We start from the raw sequence: 20,419 nt of genomic DNA, 5'->3' as shown, positions 1-20,419 counted from the left end.
TCACGTCACCCTTGTGTAATATCGTGACAAATCCGTACTACTATAGTGAACAACACGCTCAGAGGGTTCGCCATGATCGTTCGTCATGCCTGCAAAGAAGATTGCGCCGCCATCGGTGATATCTACAACCATGCGGTATTGCACACCGCTGCTATCTGGAACGACAAAACCGTGGATGTCGATAACCGCATCGCATGGTTTGAAGCGCGGACGCTGGCCGGTTTTCCGGTACTGGTCAGCGAAGAGAACGGCACGGTGACGGGCTATGCCTCGTTCGGCGACTGGCGGGCTTTCGAAGGTTTTCGCCATACGGTTGAGCACTCGGTGTACGTTCACCCGGACCATCAGGGAAAAGGGATTGGCCGGGTGCTGATGAATGCGCTGATTGATGAAGCCCGCAAAATGGGCAAACACGTGATGGTGGCGGGAATAGAGACGCAAAACCACGCCTCGATCCATCTGCACGATACGCTGGGTTTTATCACTACCGGGCAAATGCCGCAGGTGGGCACCAAGTTTGGCCGCTGGCTGGATTTAACCTTTATGCAGCTGCAGCTGGATGAGCGCAGCGATCCGGACGCCCTGCCATGAATCAGTCGATTACGCTGGCCTGTCTGGTTGCGGCGGGCATCGGTCTGGTGGTGCAAAATATGCTGATGGTGCGCATCACCCAGTCTTCGTCCACCATCCTTATCGCCATGCTGCTCAATTCGCTGGTCGGTATCGTGTTGTTTGTCAGCATTTTACTGATTAAGCAGGGTTTTAGCGGATTCGGTGAACTGGCCGCGACGATACGCTGGTGGACGCTGATCCCCGGTTTGCTGGGATCGTTTTTTGTCTTTGCCAGTATCAGCGGATACCAGAACGTTGGCGCGGCAACGACCATCGCCGTGCTGGTAGCCAGCCAACTGATTGGCGGGCTGGTAATGGATATTCTGAAAAGCCACGGGGTCCCGCTGCGCGCCCTGATCGGGCCGGGATGTGGCGCAGTAATGCTGGTGGTCGGCGCGTGGCTGGTGGCCCGCCGTCAGTTCTGAGTTAAAGGATTGTGCCGCCCTTCGTCAGCTGTTCGAGGCGAGCGTCCATCTCTTCTTTGTGCTGCTTGCCGTGATGGGCAATTGCGGTACGTAACCGCTGCTGCTGGGTGTAACGATCTTCCCGGCTAAGCTCAGTGTCGTCGCTCAGTTCGATCAAGAGTTCATTCATGTGGGCGATTACGCTCTCCTGTAGAGCGGCGTCGACGCGGGCAATCACTTCATTTAAATGTGACACTGTCACTCCTTATAATTTGCCGGGTGGCGGCTACGCCTCACCCAGCCTACCCAAGACTTGTAGGCCCGGTAAGCGCAGCGCCACCGGGCAAAATGGTTAATTCAATCTCGCCTTCGAGAAATCGCTGCCCATCAGGCTGACGCTATACCCGGTGACGTTGCTGCGGGTGGCATAGAACGTCTTGCCGTTTGCAAGGGCAATCCACGGAGCCTGCTGGTAGAAAATCTCCTGCGCCTGGCCGTAGAGTTTCGCACGCTCGGTTGGGTCACTGGTTAATTTTGCTTTTTGCACCAGCCCATCATACCCCTTATCACACCAGCGCGCGGCGTTGGATCCGGTTTTGATGCTGTTGCAGCCCAGCAGAACGTCCGCGAAGTTATCCGGATCGCCGTTGTCCGACATCCAGCCAAACAGCGCCGAGTCGTGCTCGCCTTTGCGCATGCCGGAGAGATACTCGCCCCACTCGTAGGAGACGATTTTGGCCTTCACGCCAACTTTCGCCCAGTCGCTCTGGATCATCTCTGCGATGCGACGCGAATTCGGGTTATAAGGCCGTTGAACCGGCATGGACCACAGCGTCACTTCCGCGCCCTTCTCAAGCCCGGCCTGCTTCAGCAGCGCTTTGGCTTTTTCAGGATCGTAGGCGTAATCTTTCAGGTCGTGATTAAAGCCCATCATATTCGGCGGGATCGGCGATTTTGCCACCGTACCGGACCCCATAAAGACCGCATTCACGATGGCTTTTTTATCCGTCGCGTAGTTCAGGGCCTGGCGTACCAGCACGTTATCAAAAGGTTTTTTCTCGGTGTTAAACGCCAGATAGCCCACGTTCAACGCATCCACCGAGTGCAGCGTCAGATCTTTGTTTTTCTTGATGACATCAAACTGCACCGGCGACGGCGCAGGGATCACCTGGCATTCATTGGTTTGCAGTTTCGCCAGACGGGTTTCCACGTTAGGCGTGATGGAGAAGATCAGGTGCTTCGTGGGAACCGCGCCATCCCAGTAGTTGGGGTTCGCCACGTAGCGGATCAGCGAATCCACTTTGTACTGCTGGAGAACATACGGGCCGGTACCGATTGGCCAGGTATCGACGTTCTCTGGCGTTCCTTTTTTGAGCATCACGTCCGCATACTCTGCTGACAGAATGGAAGCAAAGTCCATTCCCCAGTCCGCGAGGAACGCCGCGTTTGGCTCACTGAGCGTAAACTGTACGTGATAATCATCGATCTTTTTCACGTCCTGAATCAGCTTATCAAGGCCCACGTCGTTAAAGTATTCGTAATTCCCCTGAGAGACATTGTGATACGGATGCTTAGGGTCTTTCTGACGCATGACGGAGAAAATAACGTCATCGGCGTTAAAATCGCGGGTAGGTTTGAAGTATTTGTTGCTGTTGAACTTAACCCCTTTACGCAGCGTAAAGGTATAGGTTTTGCCGTCAGGAGAAATGGTCCATGACTCCGCCAGGGATGGCACCGGCGTATTTTTCACCGGATCAAAGTTAATCAGGCGGTTGTAAAGTACCTGAGAGCTGGCGACAAACGTCGGGCCGGAGCTGGCGATCTGCGGGTTAAACGACTCTGGCGAGGCTTCAGAGCAGTAAATAAGCGTATCGTTATTTGCCGCCCATGCGGCGCTTGCCGGTAAAAGAGTGCTCAGCGCGAGGGCGAGCAGCGTTTTCCCTGTAGACATGGTTATAACCCTTTCGGTTTTATTATTGTGGACAGTAATAACAGCACAGCCGATATCACCTGGCAAATAACGAAACACTATCAGGTTATTCTAAAGCAGTGTTTTTCGCTGATTTTCCAACCAGCGCAGAGAGTGTGATTTGCCTTAAGTTCCCTTCTTCGTCAAGCACAACCGTTACGAACAATGCCGCAAGAAATCGGCGCTTTTGGCGTCTCCTCTGCCGTTTGCTTGTTTTACCTTTTCGTTAAAGTAACGGTGTAAAGAAGTCTATGGGAACACATCGTGGCAAAAACACTTTTACGCAGCGGTAATCTGGATGATTTTCAGGCCGTTGGCGGCGGCGGACAGGCCGTATTTGAATCAGCGCTGCAAATCCGGGAAGCACTCCGCTTGCGCAAGCAACAGTCGATAGTTGATTGTCTGGCTATCCCGCAGGTCAACGACGGCGGCGATCGCGTTGACTGGTACGCCCCCATTGAGGGAGCGGTGACAAGCTGGAAAGCCGCCGGAGAAGACGACCGGTTTCGCGCCCTGCGCTACCTCGAAAGTACGCTGGCGAGCGTGGAGTCGCTGAGCAAAAAGTGTATCCAGTCGCCGAAAACCGCCCAGCAGCTGTTTGGCTCCCTGCTTTCCAAAGCGTTCCAGTTCCCTGGCGAAAACTTTCTGTATTTGGTGGATGGCAAACCGGTGATCTGCTTCTGGGGCTTCGTAAATCTTAACGAAAACGCCCGCGATGATGTACTGAGCTGCCTGCGCGACGCGCTGATCCCTGAACCGGACCCGGTGGTCATCGAAGAACCCGAGCCAGAACCGGAACCCGAAGCCCCACCTGTCACGTTCGCCCAGGCCGACGAGCCGCTGATGACTCCCGCCCCGCCCGCTCCCGGCGTACGCATTACGGAAGAGGCGCTCTATGAGCCAGCGCCCGCCCACAAGGTGACGGAACCCGCTGGCGAACCTCCGGCCAAAATCGTGGTAAAAAAACGCCGCGTCCCGCTGTGGTCGCTGCCCGTTGCCGCCGTGATTGTTGCCGCCATCGCCACTCCGCTGCTGTGGCCTGAACAGGCACCTTCAGCCGAACCTGCTCCTGTAGCAGCGCCTGCTGCGGTCGTTATCGCGCCTGCTCCGGTGAAAACGGTCGAACCGCTGACGATGAATTTGCCGCTGCACCAGGCCGTCGTCGTGGCACCACAGGTGAAAGCGCCTGAGCCGGAGCCTGTAGTGATTGCTGCGATCCCGAAAGATGCCATGGTCATGGAGGCCGATCAGGTGAAAGCCGGTTCGACCCGCTTCCTGAACGGTACCTGGCGCGTGATTCTGGACGTAAAAGATCCGATCACCGGCAAGCCGCCCTCGCTGCGCTATCAGATCCAGAACAACAAAGGTACTGCCCGCGTCGTTCACGGGGACAATATTGTCTGTCGCGCGGAGATCTTCTCCGGCTTGCACAGCAACGGTGAACTGATGATCAAAAGCCGCGGCAACGCCCGCTGCACGGATGGCTCGCGTTATCCGATGCCGGAAGTCTCCTGTAAATCCGGCACCAGCGACGTGGCGGAATGCAGCGCCCGATATGATGCCAAAACCGTTGTTCCTTTGACGTTCAAAAAAGCAGGTGCCTGATCCTATGCTGGTAAATCTTTGCGACTACAAACAGAGCGTCACGCTTATTGCTAACAGCGGCGTGCAATTTCTGGATTTTGGTCTGACGCCCCAGGACACCGCCAGCACCGGGCGGTTTGTCCGCAAAACCGCCAACGGCCCTCTGCTGCGTCTTGATTACGATCTGGTCAATGGCCGCTACACGCTCCCGGCGACGGGCGGCGGCCAGCCAGAAGTCCTGAAGCCCGAGAGCACCATTACGCTGCACCAGTCCCTTGCTGTGCTGGACGGCGTCTGGCTTCCTCTGCCGTTTCTGCGCTTTAACCCGCCGCGCACCTTTGTAGAGGGGCCTGATAACTGGGCACGCGTGCAGATCCGCAAGCTAACTGCACCGGATTCGGCAGGCAATACGCACCGCGTCACCCTGGCGCTCGACAGCCAGATTGCGGAGCATGCCACCGCCGCACTCTCCCCCGTTGAAAACGATATTCTGAACGGCACACGGTTTGCGCTTGCCTGGCGTGATAGCGAAGTCGAAAGCTTCCTCGACCAGACCTGGATCGACGGCTGGCTGCGCGAAGCCTTTAGCCAGTACGCGACGGTAGTTGAAAACCGCGCCGAGCGCGATCTGCATCAGGCCATGCGCAGCTTTGAATACCAGGCGCACTGGCTGAACCTGCTGACGTTGCTCGGCGAGCAGCTTACCGTGCCCGAGGTGAAATTTGTCACCCATACGCTCAGCACCCCGGCGATCCCCGTCGACCTGATCCTCGACGTGGGAAACACCCATACCTGTGGCGTTATTATCGAAGATCATGGCGATGCCAATGACGGCCTGCGTCAGACCGCCGAGCTGCAGGTGCGTTCCCTGAGCGAACCGCAGTTCCTTAACGATCCGCTGTTCACCAGCCGCCTGGAGTTTTCAGAGGCCCGCTTTGGCAAACAGCACTTCTCGGTGGAAAGTGGCCGCGAGGATGCCTTTGTCTGGCCCTCTATCGTTCGCGTGGGCGACGAGGCCCGCAAGCTGGCGATGCAGCGTCTGGGCACCGAGGGCAACAGCGGTATTTCCAGCCCGCGCCGCTACCTGTGGGATGAAACCCCGGTTGTGCAGGACTGGCGCTTTAGCCAGATGAACAGCAAAACGCAGCGGGAACCCCTGGCGACGGCGTTCCCGCTGATGAACCTGATGAACGACGACGGCGAACCGCTCTTTACGCTGCCGCAGGATGAACGGCTGCCGGTTTTCTCGCCGCAGTACAGCCGCAGCACCCTGATGACGCATATGCTGTGTGAACTGCTGGCGCAGGCGCTGGGACAGATTAACAGCGTCGCCACCCGCCTGCGCCTTGGCTTCCCGGCTTCGCCGCGCCAGCTGCGCACCCTGATCCTCACCCTGCCGTCGGCCATGCCGAAACAGGAGCGTGAGATCTTCCGCCGTCGCATGTTTGAAGCGATCGCCATCGTCTGGAAAGCGATGGGATGGCACCCGCAGGACGACGATTTTGCCAGCCGTAAACAGCAGGAAAAAAGCGTTGTGCCGGTTCCTGAAATCCAGATGGAGTGGGATGAGGCGAGCTGTGGCCAGCTGGTGTGGCTGTACAACGAAGCGATATCTCATTTTGGCGGACAGACCGAAGCCTTTTTCGCTTCGCTTGCTCGTCCCGATCGTGAACCGCAGCCTGGCGTTGAGCCTGGTCGGGCGCTGCGCGTCGCCTCTATCGACATTGGCGGCGGCACGACCGATATGGCCATTACCCACTATCAGCTCGACGACGGCTCGGGTAACAACGTTAAAATTACCCCGCAGCTGCTGTTCCGTGAAGGGTTCAAGGTCGCAGGGGATGACACCCTGCTGGACGTTATCCAGCGCTATGTCCTTCCCGCACTGCAAACCCAGCTGCAAAAATCCGGAATGGCGGACGCGTCCCTGCTGATGGCTTCGCTGTTCGGGGATTCAGGCCGTATTGATACCCAGGCCGTGCTGCGCCAGCAAACCGCCCTTCAGCTCTTTATGCCTTTGGGGCACGCGATTCTGGCGGCGTGGGAATCGAGCGATATCGACGATCCGCTGGCCGGGCTGCACGCCACTTTTGGCGATTTGCTCCCACAGAAGCCTACGCGCAACGTGATGAACTATCTGCAACAGGCCATCGACCACGCCCTGCCAGCAGGGTCCGACGCGTTCGACCTGTTCGCGGTTCCGCTGCACGTCAATTTCCGGGAAATGCAGGACGCGATGCTGGCGGGCCAGTTCACGCTGGCGGCACCGCTTCATGCGGTGTGTGAAGCGATCTCGCATTACAGCTGTGACATTTTGCTGATCACTGGCCGTCCGGGTTGTCTGCCCGGTGTCCAGGCCTTAATCCGCCACCTGCAGCCGGTGCCGGTAAACCGCATCGTCTGGCTGGATAAGTACCAGGTTCACGAGTGGTATCCCTTCAGCCAGCAGGGGCGCATTGGCAATCCGAAATCAACCGCTGCGGTGGGGGCGATGCTGTGCAGCCTGGCGCTTGATCTTCGCCTGCCGCGCTTTAACTTCAAAGCGGCTGACATCGGTGCGTACTCCACCGTGCGTTATCTGGGCGTACTGGACAACACGGTGAATACACTGCGCGACGAGAACGTCTGGTATCAGGAGGTCGATCTTGATAAGCCGGGTGCCAGACTCGACGCACGGCTTCACTTCCCGCTGCGCGGAAACGTCACCCTGGGCTTCCGTCAGCTGGCAAACGCCCGCTGGCCGGCTACGCCGCTGTACACCCTGAGCATCAACTCTGCCGAACTGGCAAAAGCCATTGCCGGCGACGGCGTGCTGAACGTGCGCCTCAAACTGCGCGGCGGCGGCAAGCATGAAGGCCCGGAATCGTTCGAGCTGAGCGACGCGTGGCTGCAGGACGGCACGCCCGTTCCGCCAGATGCCTTAACGTTTAAACTGAATACCCTGGCCGATCGCCGTCATAGCGGTAGCCATTACTGGATCGACAGCGGGAGCGTATACCTGAAATGACTGCGATGACGACCACCACTCAGGCCCTGATCGGGTGGATTAACGAGACGCGCCAGCATGCCCCGATGCTGGATAACGATGCGGATGCGCTGCTGGCGCGACTGAATGCAGCCCAGGCGCGTGAACAGGCGATTGACCGCGCGCTGGCAAGCCAGAGCAGCATTGGCCTGTACGGTCATTCGCAGGCGGCGAAAGCGCACCTGCTCACCTCGCTGTGCGGCAGCGGTAGCGGCCGAATGAACGTGTCCCTTGGGCAGCGCACGTTCGACTATTTTTCGCATATTAACCCGGGCCACGGCCTGACCAACATGGCCGTTCGCTTTACGAAAAAGCACCCTGACATTGCGGATGACGCCTTCCCGCTGCGTCTGAGCCTGGTCACGGAAGCGGAACTGGTACAGCTGTTTATCGCACGCACTCTCCTTCATCCGCAGATCCGCCCGGTGGAGAAATCGGTTATCGAAGCCCGGCTTGAAAAATGGCGCGCGCTTCGCCAGCCGCAGGGCGTGCCGGGAATGAGCGCGCATGAAGTGGGAGCTATCGCCCGCTTCTGGCAGAACGCGGTACCGCGCGCGAAACAACAGATTGATGACGCGCTCTGGCATCAGATTGCCACGCTTGTGCCTTCCCTCGATCTCAGCACCCGCGCCAGCGTCTGGTCGCTGCTGTGGGGCGAACAGCAGGAGTTAACCCAGCAGTGGCTGAGGTTTGCGCATATGCTGCATCAAACCAGCCATGCGCGCGAGCTTGCTGCCCCGCTGAGCCTGCTGGTGGATAACTTCGGTCTGCCGTGCGAAGGGTTTCTCACCCACACCGCCCTGACCTCACCCGACGCGCAGGAAGCGTTGCTACACCCGCTCAGCCACGGCGACATGCTTAACGCCATCAGCATTCCCGTCGACGTGCTGGCGTTTTTGACCCGCGAGCTGGTCCTGCCCGTTGAGCACGGCGTGCTGGACGATGTCGATCTGATTGATATTCCGGCGTTCACCACGGATGAGACACCGCTGCTGACGCAGGCCAAGCGCCAGTGGTTGCTCGATCACTATCGCCAGCAGCTGCAGCCTGATGTCCTGGTTGTCTGCAACGCGACGGCCCGACACGATCAGACGGCCCATACGGCCAACGTGCTGCTGAACTGGGTGCAAGAAACCCAGTCAGCCGACGCGTCGGCCCTGCCGGGGCTGGTGTGGGCCATTACGCCGCACGACGCGCGGTTTACCACCAAACACAATCTCGACGAGGCGGTGCAACAGCTGCTGGGTCAACCGGGTTTGCGCTGGGGAACCTTGCAGGCGCTGGATAGCCACAGCATGCAGCGCGTGGTGGAGTGGCTGTCGCAAGCCACCCTGCCTGCTCAACGTCAGAAACGCCTGCGCGCATTACACTCATCGCTACAGCACGCGCTGGCGGCGCTGATGCAGCCCTGGCTTGCGCCGTTGACGCAAACACCCGAGGCCAGACGCGCGCAGGCCGAAAATATGGTCCGCACCCTGCAGGGCAGTGCCGCCCGCCATGGTGAACTGCTGGAGGGTTTACTTCCTCCGTTAAGCGCGTTTGAGACGCTGCTGGCCGTTCAGCAGCCGCGTGAAGAACAGGTCAACGGCTTGTTTACCGATACGATCGATCTCTTCGCGGATAATACCCAGGAAAGCACCGGAACGTTCCAGACCAAAGACAAGGCGCGTCTGGCGCATAAAGTCTGGATCAACCACCTGCGCCAGTGGAGCCGCAATGAGGCCGCCGCTGCCCGTCTGGGCCTGGAGCCTGCGGTTCTGCAACAGGTGGCGGACGTTCTGGTCGTCGCCAGCTATCGGCTGGATCTGCCTGCGCAAGTGCAGAATATTGTCGACGGGGATAAAAGCAGCGCAGCGCAGCTTCATGCCGTAATGGGGAATTTCGTGGGCTGGCTGGGGTATGAAAAGACGCCTGTCGCCGAACGTCCGGCCAGCCGCCTGCGTAAAGGCCAGGCGATCTTCGTGACACCGGTGGTCAACAGCGACACGCCAAGGCTCACGCGTCTGGGCGAGCAGCCCGTGCATGCTGCAACGGTCTATGTGTACGACTGGCTGGTTGCCCTCTACAGCCGGGCGATTGAGAACATCGAGTATCATCATCCGCAAGACGTTCAACCCTGTGCAAGAAAGGCGTTGCAGAGGCTGTTAGGCTAACCTTTCACGGCCCGCAGCAGTGCGGGCTGCTTTCAGAAAAGCGAGATCAGCAGTGCGACCGGGAAGCTCATCGGCCAGGTCGAACCGACAAGAAACGCGCTCAGCAGACGAATGCGCTTGCGATCTTTGGAGAGGAACCAGGTGATTAACGCGCAGATTGACGCCATGATTGCGTAGAAAACCAACATCTTTTGATACAACGTCATTCTGTTTACCTGAGCCGAAAAAATAACCGCACGCAATATGCGTCATACGTTGACACAGATCAAGTTTTTTCGTTACATCATAACCCTTTTAAGAATAAGGGTAATAACAACTGAGTACACTTCGTAACAAACCCGGAGCACAAGGGATCCTCTTTATTAGTAACATGCATTATAAATGCACATTATGATAAATTTGCCTTCGCGAAAAGCAGTCTAATGGAGACAGGCTTTTATGGGAGGAAACATGCTACGCATTCCGCAAAGTTGTATTCATACCCGCTCCACCCCTTTCTGGAACAAAGAGACGGCTCCCGCCGGGATTTTCATCCGTCATCTGGGTAAGGGCACACGTCCGGGCGTTTACCCTCGCCTGTCCGTTTCACAGGGTGCAGTACGTTACTTAGGCTATGCTGATGAAGTCACGCCTGAGCCTGACAGTGAACTGATCATTGAAGCAGGCCATTTCGGCGTTTTTCCGCCGGAGAGATGGCACCACATTGAAGTGATGACCGACGACACGCTGTTTAACATCGACTTTTTTGTCGAGCCTGACGTACTGAAGTCGCTTTAAGCGCCTGACATCAAGAAGGAAAACTCTATGCTACGTATTCCTGAGAATTTTGTTCATACCCGCTCCACACCGTTCTGGACGAAAGAGACGGCACCGAAAGCCCTCTTTACCCATCACAACACCAAAGCTGGCGTTTATGGCCGTTTATCCGTGATGCAGGGTGCAGTGCGTTACTTCGGTTTTGCCGACGGCGACGCTACCGAGCCGGACCTGGAGCTGGTCATTGAAGCGGGATCGTTTGGTATCTCCCCGCCGCAGAAATGGCACCGCATTGAGCTGTTGACCGACGATACCTATTTTAATATCGACTTTTTCGCCGATCCTGACGTCACGCTCAGCGGTGCAGGTATTGGAAAAGTGGTTAACACGCATAAGGAGTAAATCATGGGCAAGGCAACCTATACCGTTACGGTCACGAATAACAGCAACGGTGTATCGGTCGATTATGAAACGGAAGCTCCTATGGAGCTGCTGATACCGGATGTCGCCGCCGACGTGGTAAAAGATCTGGTGAATACCGTGCGTGCTTACGATACCGAGAATGAGCACGAGGTGTGCGGCTGGTAAATTACGTGATCATCAGTGGCGGTGTCGTATCTGACGATGAGCGACATACTGCCATCCGACAGTCGTTTAGCGACTGTCGGGGATCACTCTCCATCAACTCAATGCTAATTAGTCAATCTTCCTGTCTGCTGGATTGATGTCCCCCTTTAGTTCCCCCCTTTCAGCAAAACTCTCTTTTTATAATCACGTTCTTTGTTGACGTTCTCCTATGTATAGCGCACCCGTGAACATCAAAGTCAGCCTGATGTTTCCTATCCACCCGCGATACAGAGCGCTACGCTTTTTGGGTTTTAGATTATTTATTTTTGGCGACCAGGCGTGTTGTGAGAGGTCTGAATCGGCTACCGGGTTACCAGAGGGCTTCGCTCGAAAAAAGCCATTTCAGCAAAATGGCCAGTCGGGTGCCTGGCAGCAGTATTCAGGCACCCGACTGGCTGAACACAGGCAACCTGTTTACCTTCACCACCTTACCCGGGAATGACGGGTCTTTTCCCCGACACACGGCCTGTTGGTGATCCCGATCACATTTAAACGTGTTCCCTGTAGGCATTTGCTGGCACAGATAGTTAAATAATACTCATTATCATTTCGATGTATCGTGAGGAAGTGGCTGGCATGCATTGTCACCCTGTATCTGGTGCATGCCTGAAGATTATCCCCCGCCTCCTTCAAATGTCGCTGCCTGCATTATTGTCAGTGTCCATCTTCACCCGAATCGCGATGAAGGACGGCATCCTGATGTATTCAGATAATCGTTAAGCACTGCGTAGGATCACGGGTCCTATAAACCCCACAGGTCATTTTGCGGTTGTATGCATTTTTTTGTTTGTAATGGCTTTTCTATGGTGATGTATAAAATAAGGAGATACAGAAATGAAAGAATTGACCACTAATCAAATCAATACGGTAGCCGGTGCAGGCGGTGACGTCGGTCGGGAAATTGCCCAGGGCCTTGGTGCAGGCGCAGGTACATATGTCGGCGGCACACCAGGTGCGATTGTCGGGGGGATCGCCGCAGGGCAGACGTATGACTGGGCGTCAACGCATACTCCCGATCCGTCTCTGTCGCCGTCAGGACTGGGGGGAACGCTGGGAGGTACCCCATTTAATCCGCACGATCCTGATACTGTCACGAATGCCGCTGGCGCAGCGGACTTTGCAAAATGTTTCCTTTCTGGCGGTAAAGATTGTTCCTGACAGTTAATAACCTGCCCGTACAGGAAACTGTGACGGGCAATTCCAGGCTGGGCTACGGCACAGCCGCTGTCCCAATAATGATTCTTCTATCAGCTGACTGCAGCGTCGTTTCCCTGTGCGCAATAATAATCCGTGTAATATTCAGTCGTTTAATTGCCTGATTAACTGCGATTTCACTGTCGGTATCCAGTGCGCTGGTGGCCTCATCCATGAATAATATTCCGGGACGGCGATAAAGCGCCCGGGCGATAAACAGCCGCTGTTTTTGCCCACCTGACAGCCCTTCCCCCAGTTCACCTATAAGCGTTTCGTACCCCATGGGCATGGCCATGATCACGTCATGAATATAACTGACTCTGGCGCATTCCATCATCCAGTCATCATCGGTGGTTTCAGCGAAGCCACAGATGTTTTCACGCACCGAGCCTGAGAAAAGACGGTCATCCTGCATCACGCAGGCAATCATTTTATGATAATTATTGATGCCCAATTGTCGGATATCGGTTCCGTCCATTAATACCTGACCGGAGTCGGGCTCAAACAGTCCGCAAAGCACCTTCAGCAGTGTCGTTTTTCCCGATCCGGAGGGGCCCGTGATGGCCACGCTTTCTCCGGGTCTGATGCAGAGACTGAGGTCGACGAAAACAGGAGGAGACTGGCTGTCATATCGGTAGCTAAGGCCCCGGGTCTCCAGCCCCGCTGGCTCCATCGCGGCTTTCAGTCCTGAGTCCGGCTTAATCTCTTCCCGCTCATTGAGGGCAATATCCGAAATCCTTTCGTTATGCAGACTCATCATGCGCAGCTGAAGCAAATAGTTTGTCAGCGAACCCACCCGCGCTGAAAACTGGCTGCGGAAAACCCCGAACGCGACAAACATGCCGATGGTCATCTGGTTATCAATCACGAGACTGGTGCCCAGCCACAGGATCACAACCTGGTCACAGGCAGTTACAAAGGTGTTTATCCCACCAAATAACATGTCCATCCTGGTGAGCCTGATGCCGGTATTGATGGCATCAATCTTAAGATTGAGCCAGTGACGGCTTCGACGCTGTCCCATTCCTTGCATTTTAATGGTCGCGATGCCGTACAGGGTCTCCATAAAATAGGAACTGGCCCTGGCCCCCCTGACCAATGCATCTTCGGATAACTGGCGGTAATGGCTGTAGGTAAGTAAACGGATCATCACATATAATGCGGTAAAGCTCAGTACCACGGCAGTCAGCCATCCTCCATAAAGTACGAGCATGACCAGCACACAGACAACCATAATACTGTCCATGATGGCCCCCACCACGCTGGTCGTAAATGTCGTACGCAGCGTATCCAGCGAACCGAAGCGGGACTGAATATCACCCAGTTTTCGTCGTTCAAAATATGCCAGTGGCAGCTGGAGCAGATGGCGGAAAAGCCCTGACTGCCATTGCACGTTTATCAGCGTTTCCATAACGATTGTTGACCAGGCTCGTATCATACTGACCGTGGCCCGTAACAGGATGAAAAACATCAGGCCTGCGCAGATGAGCGTAAGCAACCCCTGATCGCCTGCGGGAATGGCGTGATCCATCACCAGTTGGGTGCCCACAGGCATCATCAGGGTGATTGTTTCAATGAAAAGTGAAAAGCAGAAGATTTTGGTCAGCGCGCCGCGTATGCCATGAACACCGCGTAGTAACGCCCGCATGCTGATCCGGTTCTGGACGGTCTCCTGAACAAAAGTACTGCCGGGCCATACCTCCAGCGCAACACCGGTGAAGCACTGAGACATTTCATTGGGATCTGCTATTCTCCGGCCCCGGGCCGGATCATGGAGCACGAACCCCTTCTTACTGATGCTTACCAGCACCACGAAGTGATTAAAATTCCAGTGAAGAATACAGGGTAGCCTGAGGTCGCTGAGTTCACAGAGATCAAGTGATAAAGCCCGCGTCTCCATTCCAAGATGAGTTCCCGTCTCCATGACGCCCGCAAGCGTGGCTCCCCGGGCAGACAGGTTAAACTGCCGACGCAGGGCAATCAGGTCAACGTTTCGGCCATAATGGCCACAAACCATCGCCAGACAGGCCAGTCCACATTCTGACGATTCCGTCTGATGCACGACTGGCACGCGTCTGCGAAGTTTGAGATCAAGTTTATTCCCCAGGTCAGCAAGGACGCGTTTAGTTGTCATTCACTGGCCCTGTAACGCTGTGCTTCATGTCGTAGAAAGGTGACAGCATCCACTGATAAATCCGTCGTTTCTCGAGAAATAATGTGCTCTGTGCCTTCATACCGTTTTCCAGCGGCAGATCTCTACCCATGTAAGCGATTGACTGACGTTCCGGCCTGACGACCACTTTATAGTAAGGAATTGATCCTCCCGCAGTGTTCCGAGGCGCTCCCGCATAGGTCTGCATTTCCTGGGAAGACGCTGGTGTTCGGGAAACCAGCATCACTTTCGCCGCAAACTGTCCGAATTTTTCCGCCGGGAAAGCTTCGTAGCGCACATTCACGCTGTCACCCACAGAAATATAGGGCAGAGCATCATTCGGTACCCACAAAACCAGGTCATGGCTTTTTACGTTCTGCGGAACGATTTGCAGAAGGCTGTCTCCTGCACTGACCATCTGTCCCGGCGTAACACTAAGCGAATCAATTTTTCCGTCCGACAATGCACGAACTATGACATCGCCTCCGGCATCCGTAGTGACACGTTCTTTCTGTAACTCGTAACGCTGCAGTTCCATCTGGTAAATGCGGTTATCAAATTCAGCTGCCTGCGTTTGGATCTGACTGTCCAGACTGGTTATCTGCAGGATGTTCTGCGCATTCTGTGTGCTCAGATTCAACAGGCTATTCTGTTGTTGATAATACAGTGCCACCTGGCTGGTTAACTGATCTTTAGTTATAAGTCCCTGTTTCTGATACTGGCGGTAGTTCTCCATATTTTGCTTCATCATGTTTATCCCTTCTTCCGCCCGACGGACAATAGCGGCAGAACGCCTGAAAGCCTCGCTGTACTGCAACTTCTGTTTTTCAAGCGTCCGTAGCGTTGTTTCCTTACTTTTCCTGATGCCAGCGATCATATTCCCGATACGGGCCAACTGGTTATCAATATCCTGACGTTGCGTATCACTGACCACCCCGCTGCGGGTACTTTTACTGACATCAATCTGATAGACAGCTTCCCCTTTCCTTATGCTGTCCCCCTCTTTGATGAATTGTTTGACGACAAAGCCCTGCATACCAGAATAGACATTTACCGGCCTCGGCCAGGTGCTTATTTCCCCCTGAACGTTAATACGCCGGGTGTAAGAACCTGAAATGATGAAGGTCATGAGACAGGTCAGGAAAAACGCCGACATTGCCATGACCAGCCAGACGGGAACACCCGGTAGTAAAACCGCATTCCCGTACCACGTCTTTTTCCTGCTTTCCAGAGCTTCCTTTCGAAACATATCTCCTTCCCGGATCAAAATTGAGATAAAAAGTGGTGCATACGCCGGCAAACATAAAGCGTCATAGCCGAAAACGCCCATAACTGCTCACGCTATCAGACGGTCCCCAGATAAGCGGTGACAAAGGGCATACCGATCACGGTCATGTTCATCAACATATGAAGAAAAACGGGCATCAGTATTCCACCGGATTTGACTCGTCCTACGACAAATACACCAGAGACCAGAAACAGCATCACAAACGATCTCCAGTCCAGGTACTGCAGATGACACGCAGAAAATATAAGAGAGACCACAATTCCGGCAGCGTAAATATTATTTCCGAACCAGTATCTGAACACGCTTAAAAGACAACCACGGAAAATCATTTCTTCATAAACCGGCACAATCAGGATCATCATTACAGCATTCATCCAGAATACGTGACCTTTCAGTGCCAATTGGGACACAGACCAGCTTTCAGCCTGTTTTATAAAAATAAGCGAAGGTATAACATACTGAATAAACAGGACACACAAAAAGAGCGGGAAGAATATGCCGATCCGGATACTCCCCCAACCATAACCTTCTCTTTTACGAAAGTAGAAGTAATAAAGAGGAAAGATAATCATGAATTCCAGGCTAAAGAGCAAGGGATAGAGATATCCCTTGTCTAACAGCGCCTTACTACCGTCATAAAACAGGGGTAAGAACGTGATACCCATAAAAAGAAGGAACATCGCAAAGCAACCGGTAACAGATTTGCTCCTTTCAATAGTTTCACTGTTGTATCCGTCAACATTCATATTTTGGACCAGTAAAAGTGTAAATTATGCTCATAAACCGCACTGACTGTACACATCAGGATAACCCTGATGATTCTGCTCACATGCTTCTTAAGGAAGCAGAGAGGATTGGGGTCCTGTGAACTGTTCATGCGGCTTAACCGGCCTTTTGGCACTGTTACAGATCATACGGACATCATAGGGATCAGTAACAAACATCATTGAGGTTATTAGGACTCCATATGCACTCTCGTCCTGCCGCGGCGTTCCATGCTTCGGAGGGCAAATTCGCAGGTTTCTGCCTGATTGTTCCACCCAGCCCAGAAGGTGACATCGCCGGATCGGGTGTATGGGCGGCAGCCCAGTCATACACCTGTCCCGCAGCTATTCCACCAGCAATGGCCCCCGGTGTGCCGCCGACATACGTACCTGCACCAGCGCCGAGTCCCTGCGCAATTTCGCGGCCGATATCGCCTCCCGCTCCAGACACGGTATTGATTTGACTATTTGTAAGTATTTTCATCTCTGTAGTTCCTTATTTTATTTAACACCGAATAATATCCATTACTCAAAAAAAAGATGCATACAACGGCAAATACCGAAACCAGTGCTCTCGAAACTGATATTATAGGTTCGTTATTGACAAATATGTTATATAGAGAAATAAAAGAATAGAAAATGACGAAATTAATAATACCAGAAATAATCGCATCTGCAATATCACAGTTCCTTTGCTTATTTCTAAAAACCATGACCACTCCTTGTCTCTAACGGACAGCACTAGCAAAGAAATATTCAGATTGAATAAGTAAAAGAACAACAAACCATGCTTGTTGTACTCATTAAACAGCACAGGATCACCTTATGAAAAATAGTTCATCGTCATTTTTATTTACCTGTATTGTCGCAACCTTTGCAAATGCTAATGAGTCTTATTTAACAGCTAATGCTGACATAATCATACTAACAACACTCCTAAACGTGATCATGATCACGTTAATTAGCGCATTTCGATATCAATTATCGCGTAATCTCCGGACTACTATTCTGCCCCCTCAGACAGTCAATAGTAGATTTCACGCCAATACGGATTAGAGAGTGAAAATATTGATTACCTCATTCTATAACGGATGTGACTGTGATTGATCCGGGCAATTATAATAACGATCTGCTCGCCCTACGGACAGTCGTGCGCCTGCCCGCTTTAGGTCATCCTCACATCACCGTCAGCCCGGTAACTCCATCTGGATCAATTATCACATTTAGACAGGTAACAATTTGATTTCCGTTCAGCAGAGTATTGCCAGTATGCATTGACTCAAGGCATATACGCGTACCGACAAATACTCTGCATAAAAATACGTACAGGGTTGTGTAACAGATCCGTCAGGCATCCACCGCCTGCAGTAAACGCGCCTTCATCGTGCTATAAGTCGTCCGTGCATAGTTTTCTGCCCACGACTGATCGGTAATCTGACTAACGTTGACCGCGCAATATTTGGTTTCCGGCGTTTTGGATATCGGGTCAAGGTTGTCCTGCGTCAGCTCATTGCACGCACCTATCCACCACTGGTAAGTCATATATACCGTCCCTGCATTAATGCGCTCACTCACATCTGCACGGCTTATCACTTTTCCCCTGCGCGAGCTGACCCACACCAGCTGCTTGTCTTTGATACCCCGCTCGTTTGCATCTTCCGGATGGATTTGTACAAAACCAGGTTCATCAGCAAGGCTTTGCAATGCCGCACAGTTACCCGTCATGGAACGACATGAGTAGTGGCCAACTTCACGGACCGTACAAAGCACCAGCGAGTATTCTTCGTCCGGGAGTTCCGCTGGCGCACGCCAAGGAGCGGCAAATAGCTGGCCCTTCCCCGTTGGGGTATCGAATCTGTTGTCTTTATAAAGATAGGGTGTACCCGGATGTTCGGGTGTTGGACATGGCCACTGCACATGACCCATTTCACCCATTTTTTCGTATGTAACACCAAAGAAGAGAGGACAAAGTTCGCGCATTTCGTCCCAGATTTGCTGGTTATTGTCGTAATGCATCGGGTATCCCATCGCTGTGGCAATTAAGCTGATAATTTCCCAGTCGCGTTTGACATTGTAAGGGGTATCAATTGCTTTCTCGAAACGCTGGAAACCACGGTCGGCACAGGTAAACACGCCGCCATGTTCACCCCATGAAGTGGCGGGTAAAATAACATCTGCCACTTCAGCTGTCTTGGTCATGAAAATGTCCTGAACTACAACAAAATCAAGTGCTTCAAAACCTTTACGTACCAGACCAAGATCAGCTTCGGTCTGTAACGGGTCTTCACCCATGATGTAGTAGGCTTTAATCTTACCTTCAAGAGCCTGATGCGGAACTTCGGTGATACGTACGCCGGCTTTGTCGTCCATGTCATCGACGTTTATGCCCCAGGCTCTGGCAAACTTAGTCCGGACCTGCTTATTTTCCACATCCTGATAACCCGGAAACTGGTTGGGCAGCACGCCCATATCGCACGCACCCTGTACGTTATTTTGTCCCCGAACCGGGCCAACCCCTACACCTTCACGCCCCAGATTCCCCGTCAGCAACGCAAGGCTTGCGAGCCCTTTAACCACATCAACCGCCTGACCAAACTGCGTCACGCCCATCCCCCACATGATGGTAGCCGACGGTGCGGCAGCGTAAGTACGCATTGCCTGACGAACTGACTCGGCCGGAACACCGGTGAGGTGTTCAACGTCCTCCGGTTTATAGCCTTGAACCCCTTCACGGTAAATATCCAGGCCTTCGGTGTATTTCTCAACGTATGCTTGATCGTAAAGATGTTCCTCAAGCAGCACATAACCAAAAGCATTTACCAGTGCCATATTACAGCCGTTTTTCAATTGCAGATGCTGATCGGCTATACGAGCGGTTTCGATGCGACGCGGATCGCAAACGATGATTCGGGCACCGTTTTGTTTCGCTTTAATTACACGGCGCGCTACTATTGGATGTGAATCGGCACAGTTATAGCCAAACACCAGCAGACATTTTGAATTTTCAATATCGCCGATTGAATTACTCATTGCACCGTTACCCAGTGTCATCTGCAGACCTGCAACTGATGGTCCGTGGCAAACACGTGCGCAGCAGTCAATATTATTGGTATTCAGGACCGCTCGTGCGAACTTCTGCATTACATAATTAGTTTCATTACCTGTTCCACGTGATGATCCCGTGGTCATAATTGCGCGTGGGCCATACTGCTCTTTGATGGATTTAAGTCGATTAGCTGTATAGTTGATGGCTTCATCCCAGCTTACGGGCTTAAGTTTACCGTTCTTCTCATAACGAATCATCGGCTGCGTCAGTCGTGGTGTGAGTAGCCTGGTATCGTTGAGAAAATCCCAGCCGTAATAACCTTTCAGGCAAAGTTCATTCTGGTTTGTCACGCCATCGGCCGCTTCGGCACGGATAATTTTGTTATTCTCAACAATCAGCTTAAGTTTGCAGCCTGCGCCGCAATAAGGGCAGACGGTAGTAACTTTTTTCATCAGTAACAGACCTGTTAAAAGTGAATTTTTGACATGATAAAATTATGCGGTTTCGTTACCTGAAGGCAGCGTAACCTCGGGTTTCATCATCAACTCAGGGGACAATATTCCCCCCTTTTCACAGTCATGCATGAAATATGCCAATTATATATCATCTATAATTCAGTAATTTAAACGTTGCGCTGACACATAGTGACGATGATTTCGGCATATTTGTCGATAATCCATTCAAGGGTGTCAGAGACAATGTTCCTGCAGTGGCGAACGGTGTTTTCCAGTACGCAGTGGCCGCATCCGATGAATAGGATCAGCCCGCGTAATGAACGCCAGATAAGTGCGCGCATCCACCGCGACGCCATCCCAGGGGCAGGATGACATCGAGGTGGGCGCAAA

General features: G+C 53.5%; 18 protein-coding genes. 9 read left to right on the top strand and 9 right to left on the bottom strand.

What is annotated here, in order from left to right; all coding sequences use genetic code 11:
* The first annotated feature begins 72 nt into the window (after positions 1-72).
* Positions 73-591, top strand: a complete 519-nt coding sequence (locus tag I6L58_RS01125) for a GNAT family N-acetyltransferase (RefSeq protein WP_006175455.1) — start codon at positions 73-75, stop codon at positions 589-591.
* The gene (locus I6L58_RS01120) at positions 588-1,037 is read left to right on the top strand and encodes a DMT family transporter (RefSeq protein WP_006175457.1); all 450 of its coding nucleotides are present in this window, start codon (positions 588-590) and stop codon (positions 1,035-1,037) included. The genes I6L58_RS01125 and I6L58_RS01120 overlap by 4 nt, the downstream gene beginning before the upstream one ends.
* A 1-nt stretch (position 1,038) precedes the next feature.
* On the opposite strand, the gene I6L58_RS01115 is transcribed toward I6L58_RS01120, so the two are convergent.
* Positions 1,039-1,272, bottom strand: a complete 234-nt coding sequence (locus tag I6L58_RS01115) for a YdcY family protein (RefSeq protein ID WP_042319865.1) — start codon at positions 1,270-1,272, stop codon at positions 1,039-1,041.
* A 96-nt stretch (positions 1,273-1,368) separates the two neighbouring features.
* A complete protein-coding gene (locus tag I6L58_RS01110) occupies positions 1,369-2,967 on the bottom strand; it encodes an ABC transporter substrate-binding protein (protein WP_006175459.1) in 1,599 nt (532 codons plus the stop codon).
* Between the two features lie 282 nt (positions 2,968-3,249).
* On the opposite strand from I6L58_RS01110, the gene I6L58_RS01105 reads away from it, so the two are divergent.
* From I6L58_RS01105 to I6L58_RS01095, 3 genes are read left to right on the top strand one after another with little or no spacing between them, the layout of a single operon-like run.
* Positions 3,250-4,590: an SrfA family protein gene (locus I6L58_RS01105; RefSeq protein ID WP_088209164.1), complete on the top strand. Its 1,341-nt coding sequence runs from the start codon at positions 3,250-3,252 to the stop codon at positions 4,588-4,590.
* Between the two features lie 4 nt (positions 4,591-4,594).
* On the top strand, positions 4,595-7,576 hold the full coding sequence (locus I6L58_RS01100) for a virulence factor SrfB (protein ID WP_088209165.1): 2,982 nt from the start codon (positions 4,595-4,597) through the stop codon (positions 7,574-7,576).
* Positions 7,573-9,747: a virulence factor SrfC family protein gene (locus I6L58_RS01095; RefSeq protein ID WP_088209166.1), complete on the top strand. Its 2,175-nt coding sequence runs from the start codon at positions 7,573-7,575 to the stop codon at positions 9,745-9,747. The genes I6L58_RS01100 and I6L58_RS01095 overlap by 4 nt, the downstream gene beginning before the upstream one ends.
* Before the next feature lie 32 nt (positions 9,748-9,779).
* Here I6L58_RS01095 and I6L58_RS01090 read toward each other — a convergent pair whose 3' ends face one another.
* A complete protein-coding gene (locus I6L58_RS01090) occupies positions 9,780-9,953 on the bottom strand; it encodes a GhoT/OrtT family toxin (protein ID WP_003856960.1) in 174 nt (57 codons plus the stop codon).
* A gap of 244 nt (positions 9,954-10,197) precedes the next feature.
* Here I6L58_RS01090 and I6L58_RS01085 point away from each other — a divergent pair, with 244 nt between their 5' ends.
* From I6L58_RS01085 to I6L58_RS01070, 4 genes are all read left to right on the top strand, one after another.
* Entirely contained in the window at positions 10,198-10,524 is a 327-nt protein-coding gene (locus I6L58_RS01085) for a DUF1971 domain-containing protein (RefSeq protein ID WP_088209167.1), read from the top strand.
* 27 nt (positions 10,525-10,551) lie between these two features.
* The gene (locus tag I6L58_RS01080; protein ID WP_006175470.1) at positions 10,552-10,905 is read left to right on the top strand and encodes a DUF1971 domain-containing protein; all 354 of its coding nucleotides are present in this window, start codon (positions 10,552-10,554) and stop codon (positions 10,903-10,905) included.
* Between the two features lie 3 nt (positions 10,906-10,908).
* Positions 10,909-11,091 carry a DUF1869 domain-containing protein gene (locus tag I6L58_RS01075; RefSeq protein ID WP_003856955.1) on the top strand — a complete coding sequence of 61 codons (183 nt, stop codon included), beginning with the start codon at positions 10,909-10,911 and terminating at the stop codon, positions 11,089-11,091.
* Between the two features lie 873 nt (positions 11,092-11,964).
* Positions 11,965-12,288 (top strand): colicin V family bacteriocin, encoded by a 324-nt coding sequence (locus I6L58_RS01070; RefSeq protein ID WP_006175475.1) that lies wholly within the window; start codon positions 11,965-11,967, stop codon positions 12,286-12,288.
* 52 nt (positions 12,289-12,340) lie between these two features.
* Here I6L58_RS01070 and I6L58_RS01065 read toward each other — a convergent pair whose 3' ends face one another.
* The 6 genes from I6L58_RS01065 to I6L58_RS01040 form a co-directional block, all read right to left on the bottom strand.
* On the bottom strand, positions 12,341-14,458 hold the full coding sequence (locus I6L58_RS01065) for a peptidase domain-containing ABC transporter (protein WP_088209168.1): 2,118 nt from the start codon (positions 14,456-14,458) through the stop codon (positions 12,341-12,343).
* Entirely contained in the window at positions 14,448-15,725 is a 1,278-nt protein-coding gene (locus I6L58_RS01060) for an HlyD family secretion protein (protein ID WP_058608719.1), read from the bottom strand. Before I6L58_RS01060 ends, I6L58_RS01065 begins: the two co-directional genes overlap by 11 nt.
* 95 nt (positions 15,726-15,820) lie before the next feature.
* Positions 15,821-16,510: a CPBP family intramembrane glutamic endopeptidase gene (locus tag I6L58_RS01055; RefSeq protein WP_088209169.1), complete on the bottom strand. Its 690-nt coding sequence runs from the start codon at positions 16,508-16,510 to the stop codon at positions 15,821-15,823.
* Positions 16,511-16,694: 184 nt separating this feature from the next.
* Positions 16,695-17,012, bottom strand: a complete 318-nt coding sequence (locus tag I6L58_RS01050; RefSeq protein ID WP_006175480.1) for a colicin V family bacteriocin — start codon at positions 17,010-17,012, stop codon at positions 16,695-16,697.
* An 863-nt stretch (positions 17,013-17,875) separates the two neighbouring features.
* Positions 17,876-20,026 carry a formate dehydrogenase subunit alpha gene (gene fdhF, locus I6L58_RS01045; protein ID WP_088209170.1) on the bottom strand — a complete coding sequence of 717 codons (2,151 nt, stop codon included), beginning with the start codon at positions 20,024-20,026 and terminating at the stop codon, positions 17,876-17,878.
* A 170-nt stretch (positions 20,027-20,196) separates the two neighbouring features.
* The gene (locus I6L58_RS01040; protein WP_176399443.1) at positions 20,197-20,370 is read right to left on the bottom strand and encodes a hypothetical protein; all 174 of its coding nucleotides are present in this window, start codon (positions 20,368-20,370) and stop codon (positions 20,197-20,199) included.
* Positions 20,371-20,419 lie beyond the last annotated feature (49 nt).

This window comes from Enterobacter cancerogenus, assembly GCF_019047785.1.
Taxonomy (GTDB): Bacteria; Pseudomonadota; Gammaproteobacteria; order Enterobacterales; family Enterobacteriaceae; genus Enterobacter; species Enterobacter cancerogenus.
This window is presented reverse-complemented; position numbering and strand designations above follow the sequence as displayed.

What these genes read in the sequence shown, in the direction of transcription:
- I6L58_RS01125 (WP_006175455.1), top strand. Translation starts at nt 73, where the DNA reads ATGATCGTTCGTCATGCCTGCAAAGAAGATTGCGCCGCCATCGGTGAT.
- I6L58_RS01070 (WP_006175475.1), top strand. Translation starts at nt 11,965, where the DNA reads ATGAAAGAATTGACCACTAATCAAATCAATACGGTAGCCGGTGCAGGC.
- fdhF (WP_088209170.1), bottom strand. Translation starts at nt 20,026, where the DNA reads ATGAAAAAAGTTACTACCGTCTGCCCTTATTGCGGCGCAGGCTGCAAA.
- I6L58_RS01090 (WP_003856960.1), bottom strand. Translation starts at nt 9,953, where the DNA reads ATGACGTTGTATCAAAAGATGTTGGTTTTCTACGCAATCATGGCGTCA.
- I6L58_RS01095 (WP_088209166.1), top strand. Translation starts at nt 7,573, where the DNA reads ATGACTGCGATGACGACCACCACTCAGGCCCTGATCGGGTGGATTAAC.
- I6L58_RS01040 (WP_176399443.1), bottom strand. Translation starts at nt 20,370, where the DNA reads ATGCGCGCACTTATCTGGCGTTCATTACGCGGGCTGATCCTATTCATC.
- I6L58_RS01110 (WP_006175459.1), bottom strand. Translation starts at nt 2,967, where the DNA reads ATGTCTACAGGGAAAACGCTGCTCGCCCTCGCGCTGAGCACTCTTTTA.
- I6L58_RS01060 (WP_058608719.1), bottom strand. Translation starts at nt 15,725, where the DNA reads ATGTTTCGAAAGGAAGCTCTGGAAAGCAGGAAAAAGACGTGGTACGGG.
- I6L58_RS01075 (WP_003856955.1), top strand. Translation starts at nt 10,909, where the DNA reads ATGGGCAAGGCAACCTATACCGTTACGGTCACGAATAACAGCAACGGT.
- I6L58_RS01050 (WP_006175480.1), bottom strand. Translation starts at nt 17,012, where the DNA reads ATGAAAATACTTACAAATAGTCAAATCAATACCGTGTCTGGAGCGGGA.
- I6L58_RS01100 (WP_088209165.1), top strand. Translation starts at nt 4,595, where the DNA reads ATGCTGGTAAATCTTTGCGACTACAAACAGAGCGTCACGCTTATTGCT.
- I6L58_RS01065 (WP_088209168.1), bottom strand. Translation starts at nt 14,458, where the DNA reads ATGACAACTAAACGCGTCCTTGCTGACCTGGGGAATAAACTTGATCTC.
- I6L58_RS01085 (WP_088209167.1), top strand. Translation starts at nt 10,198, where the DNA reads ATGCTACGCATTCCGCAAAGTTGTATTCATACCCGCTCCACCCCTTTC.
- I6L58_RS01120 (WP_006175457.1), top strand. Translation starts at nt 588, where the DNA reads ATGAATCAGTCGATTACGCTGGCCTGTCTGGTTGCGGCGGGCATCGGT.
- I6L58_RS01055 (WP_088209169.1), bottom strand. Translation starts at nt 16,510, where the DNA reads ATGAATGTTGACGGATACAACAGTGAAACTATTGAAAGGAGCAAATCT.
- I6L58_RS01080 (WP_006175470.1), top strand. Translation starts at nt 10,552, where the DNA reads ATGCTACGTATTCCTGAGAATTTTGTTCATACCCGCTCCACACCGTTC.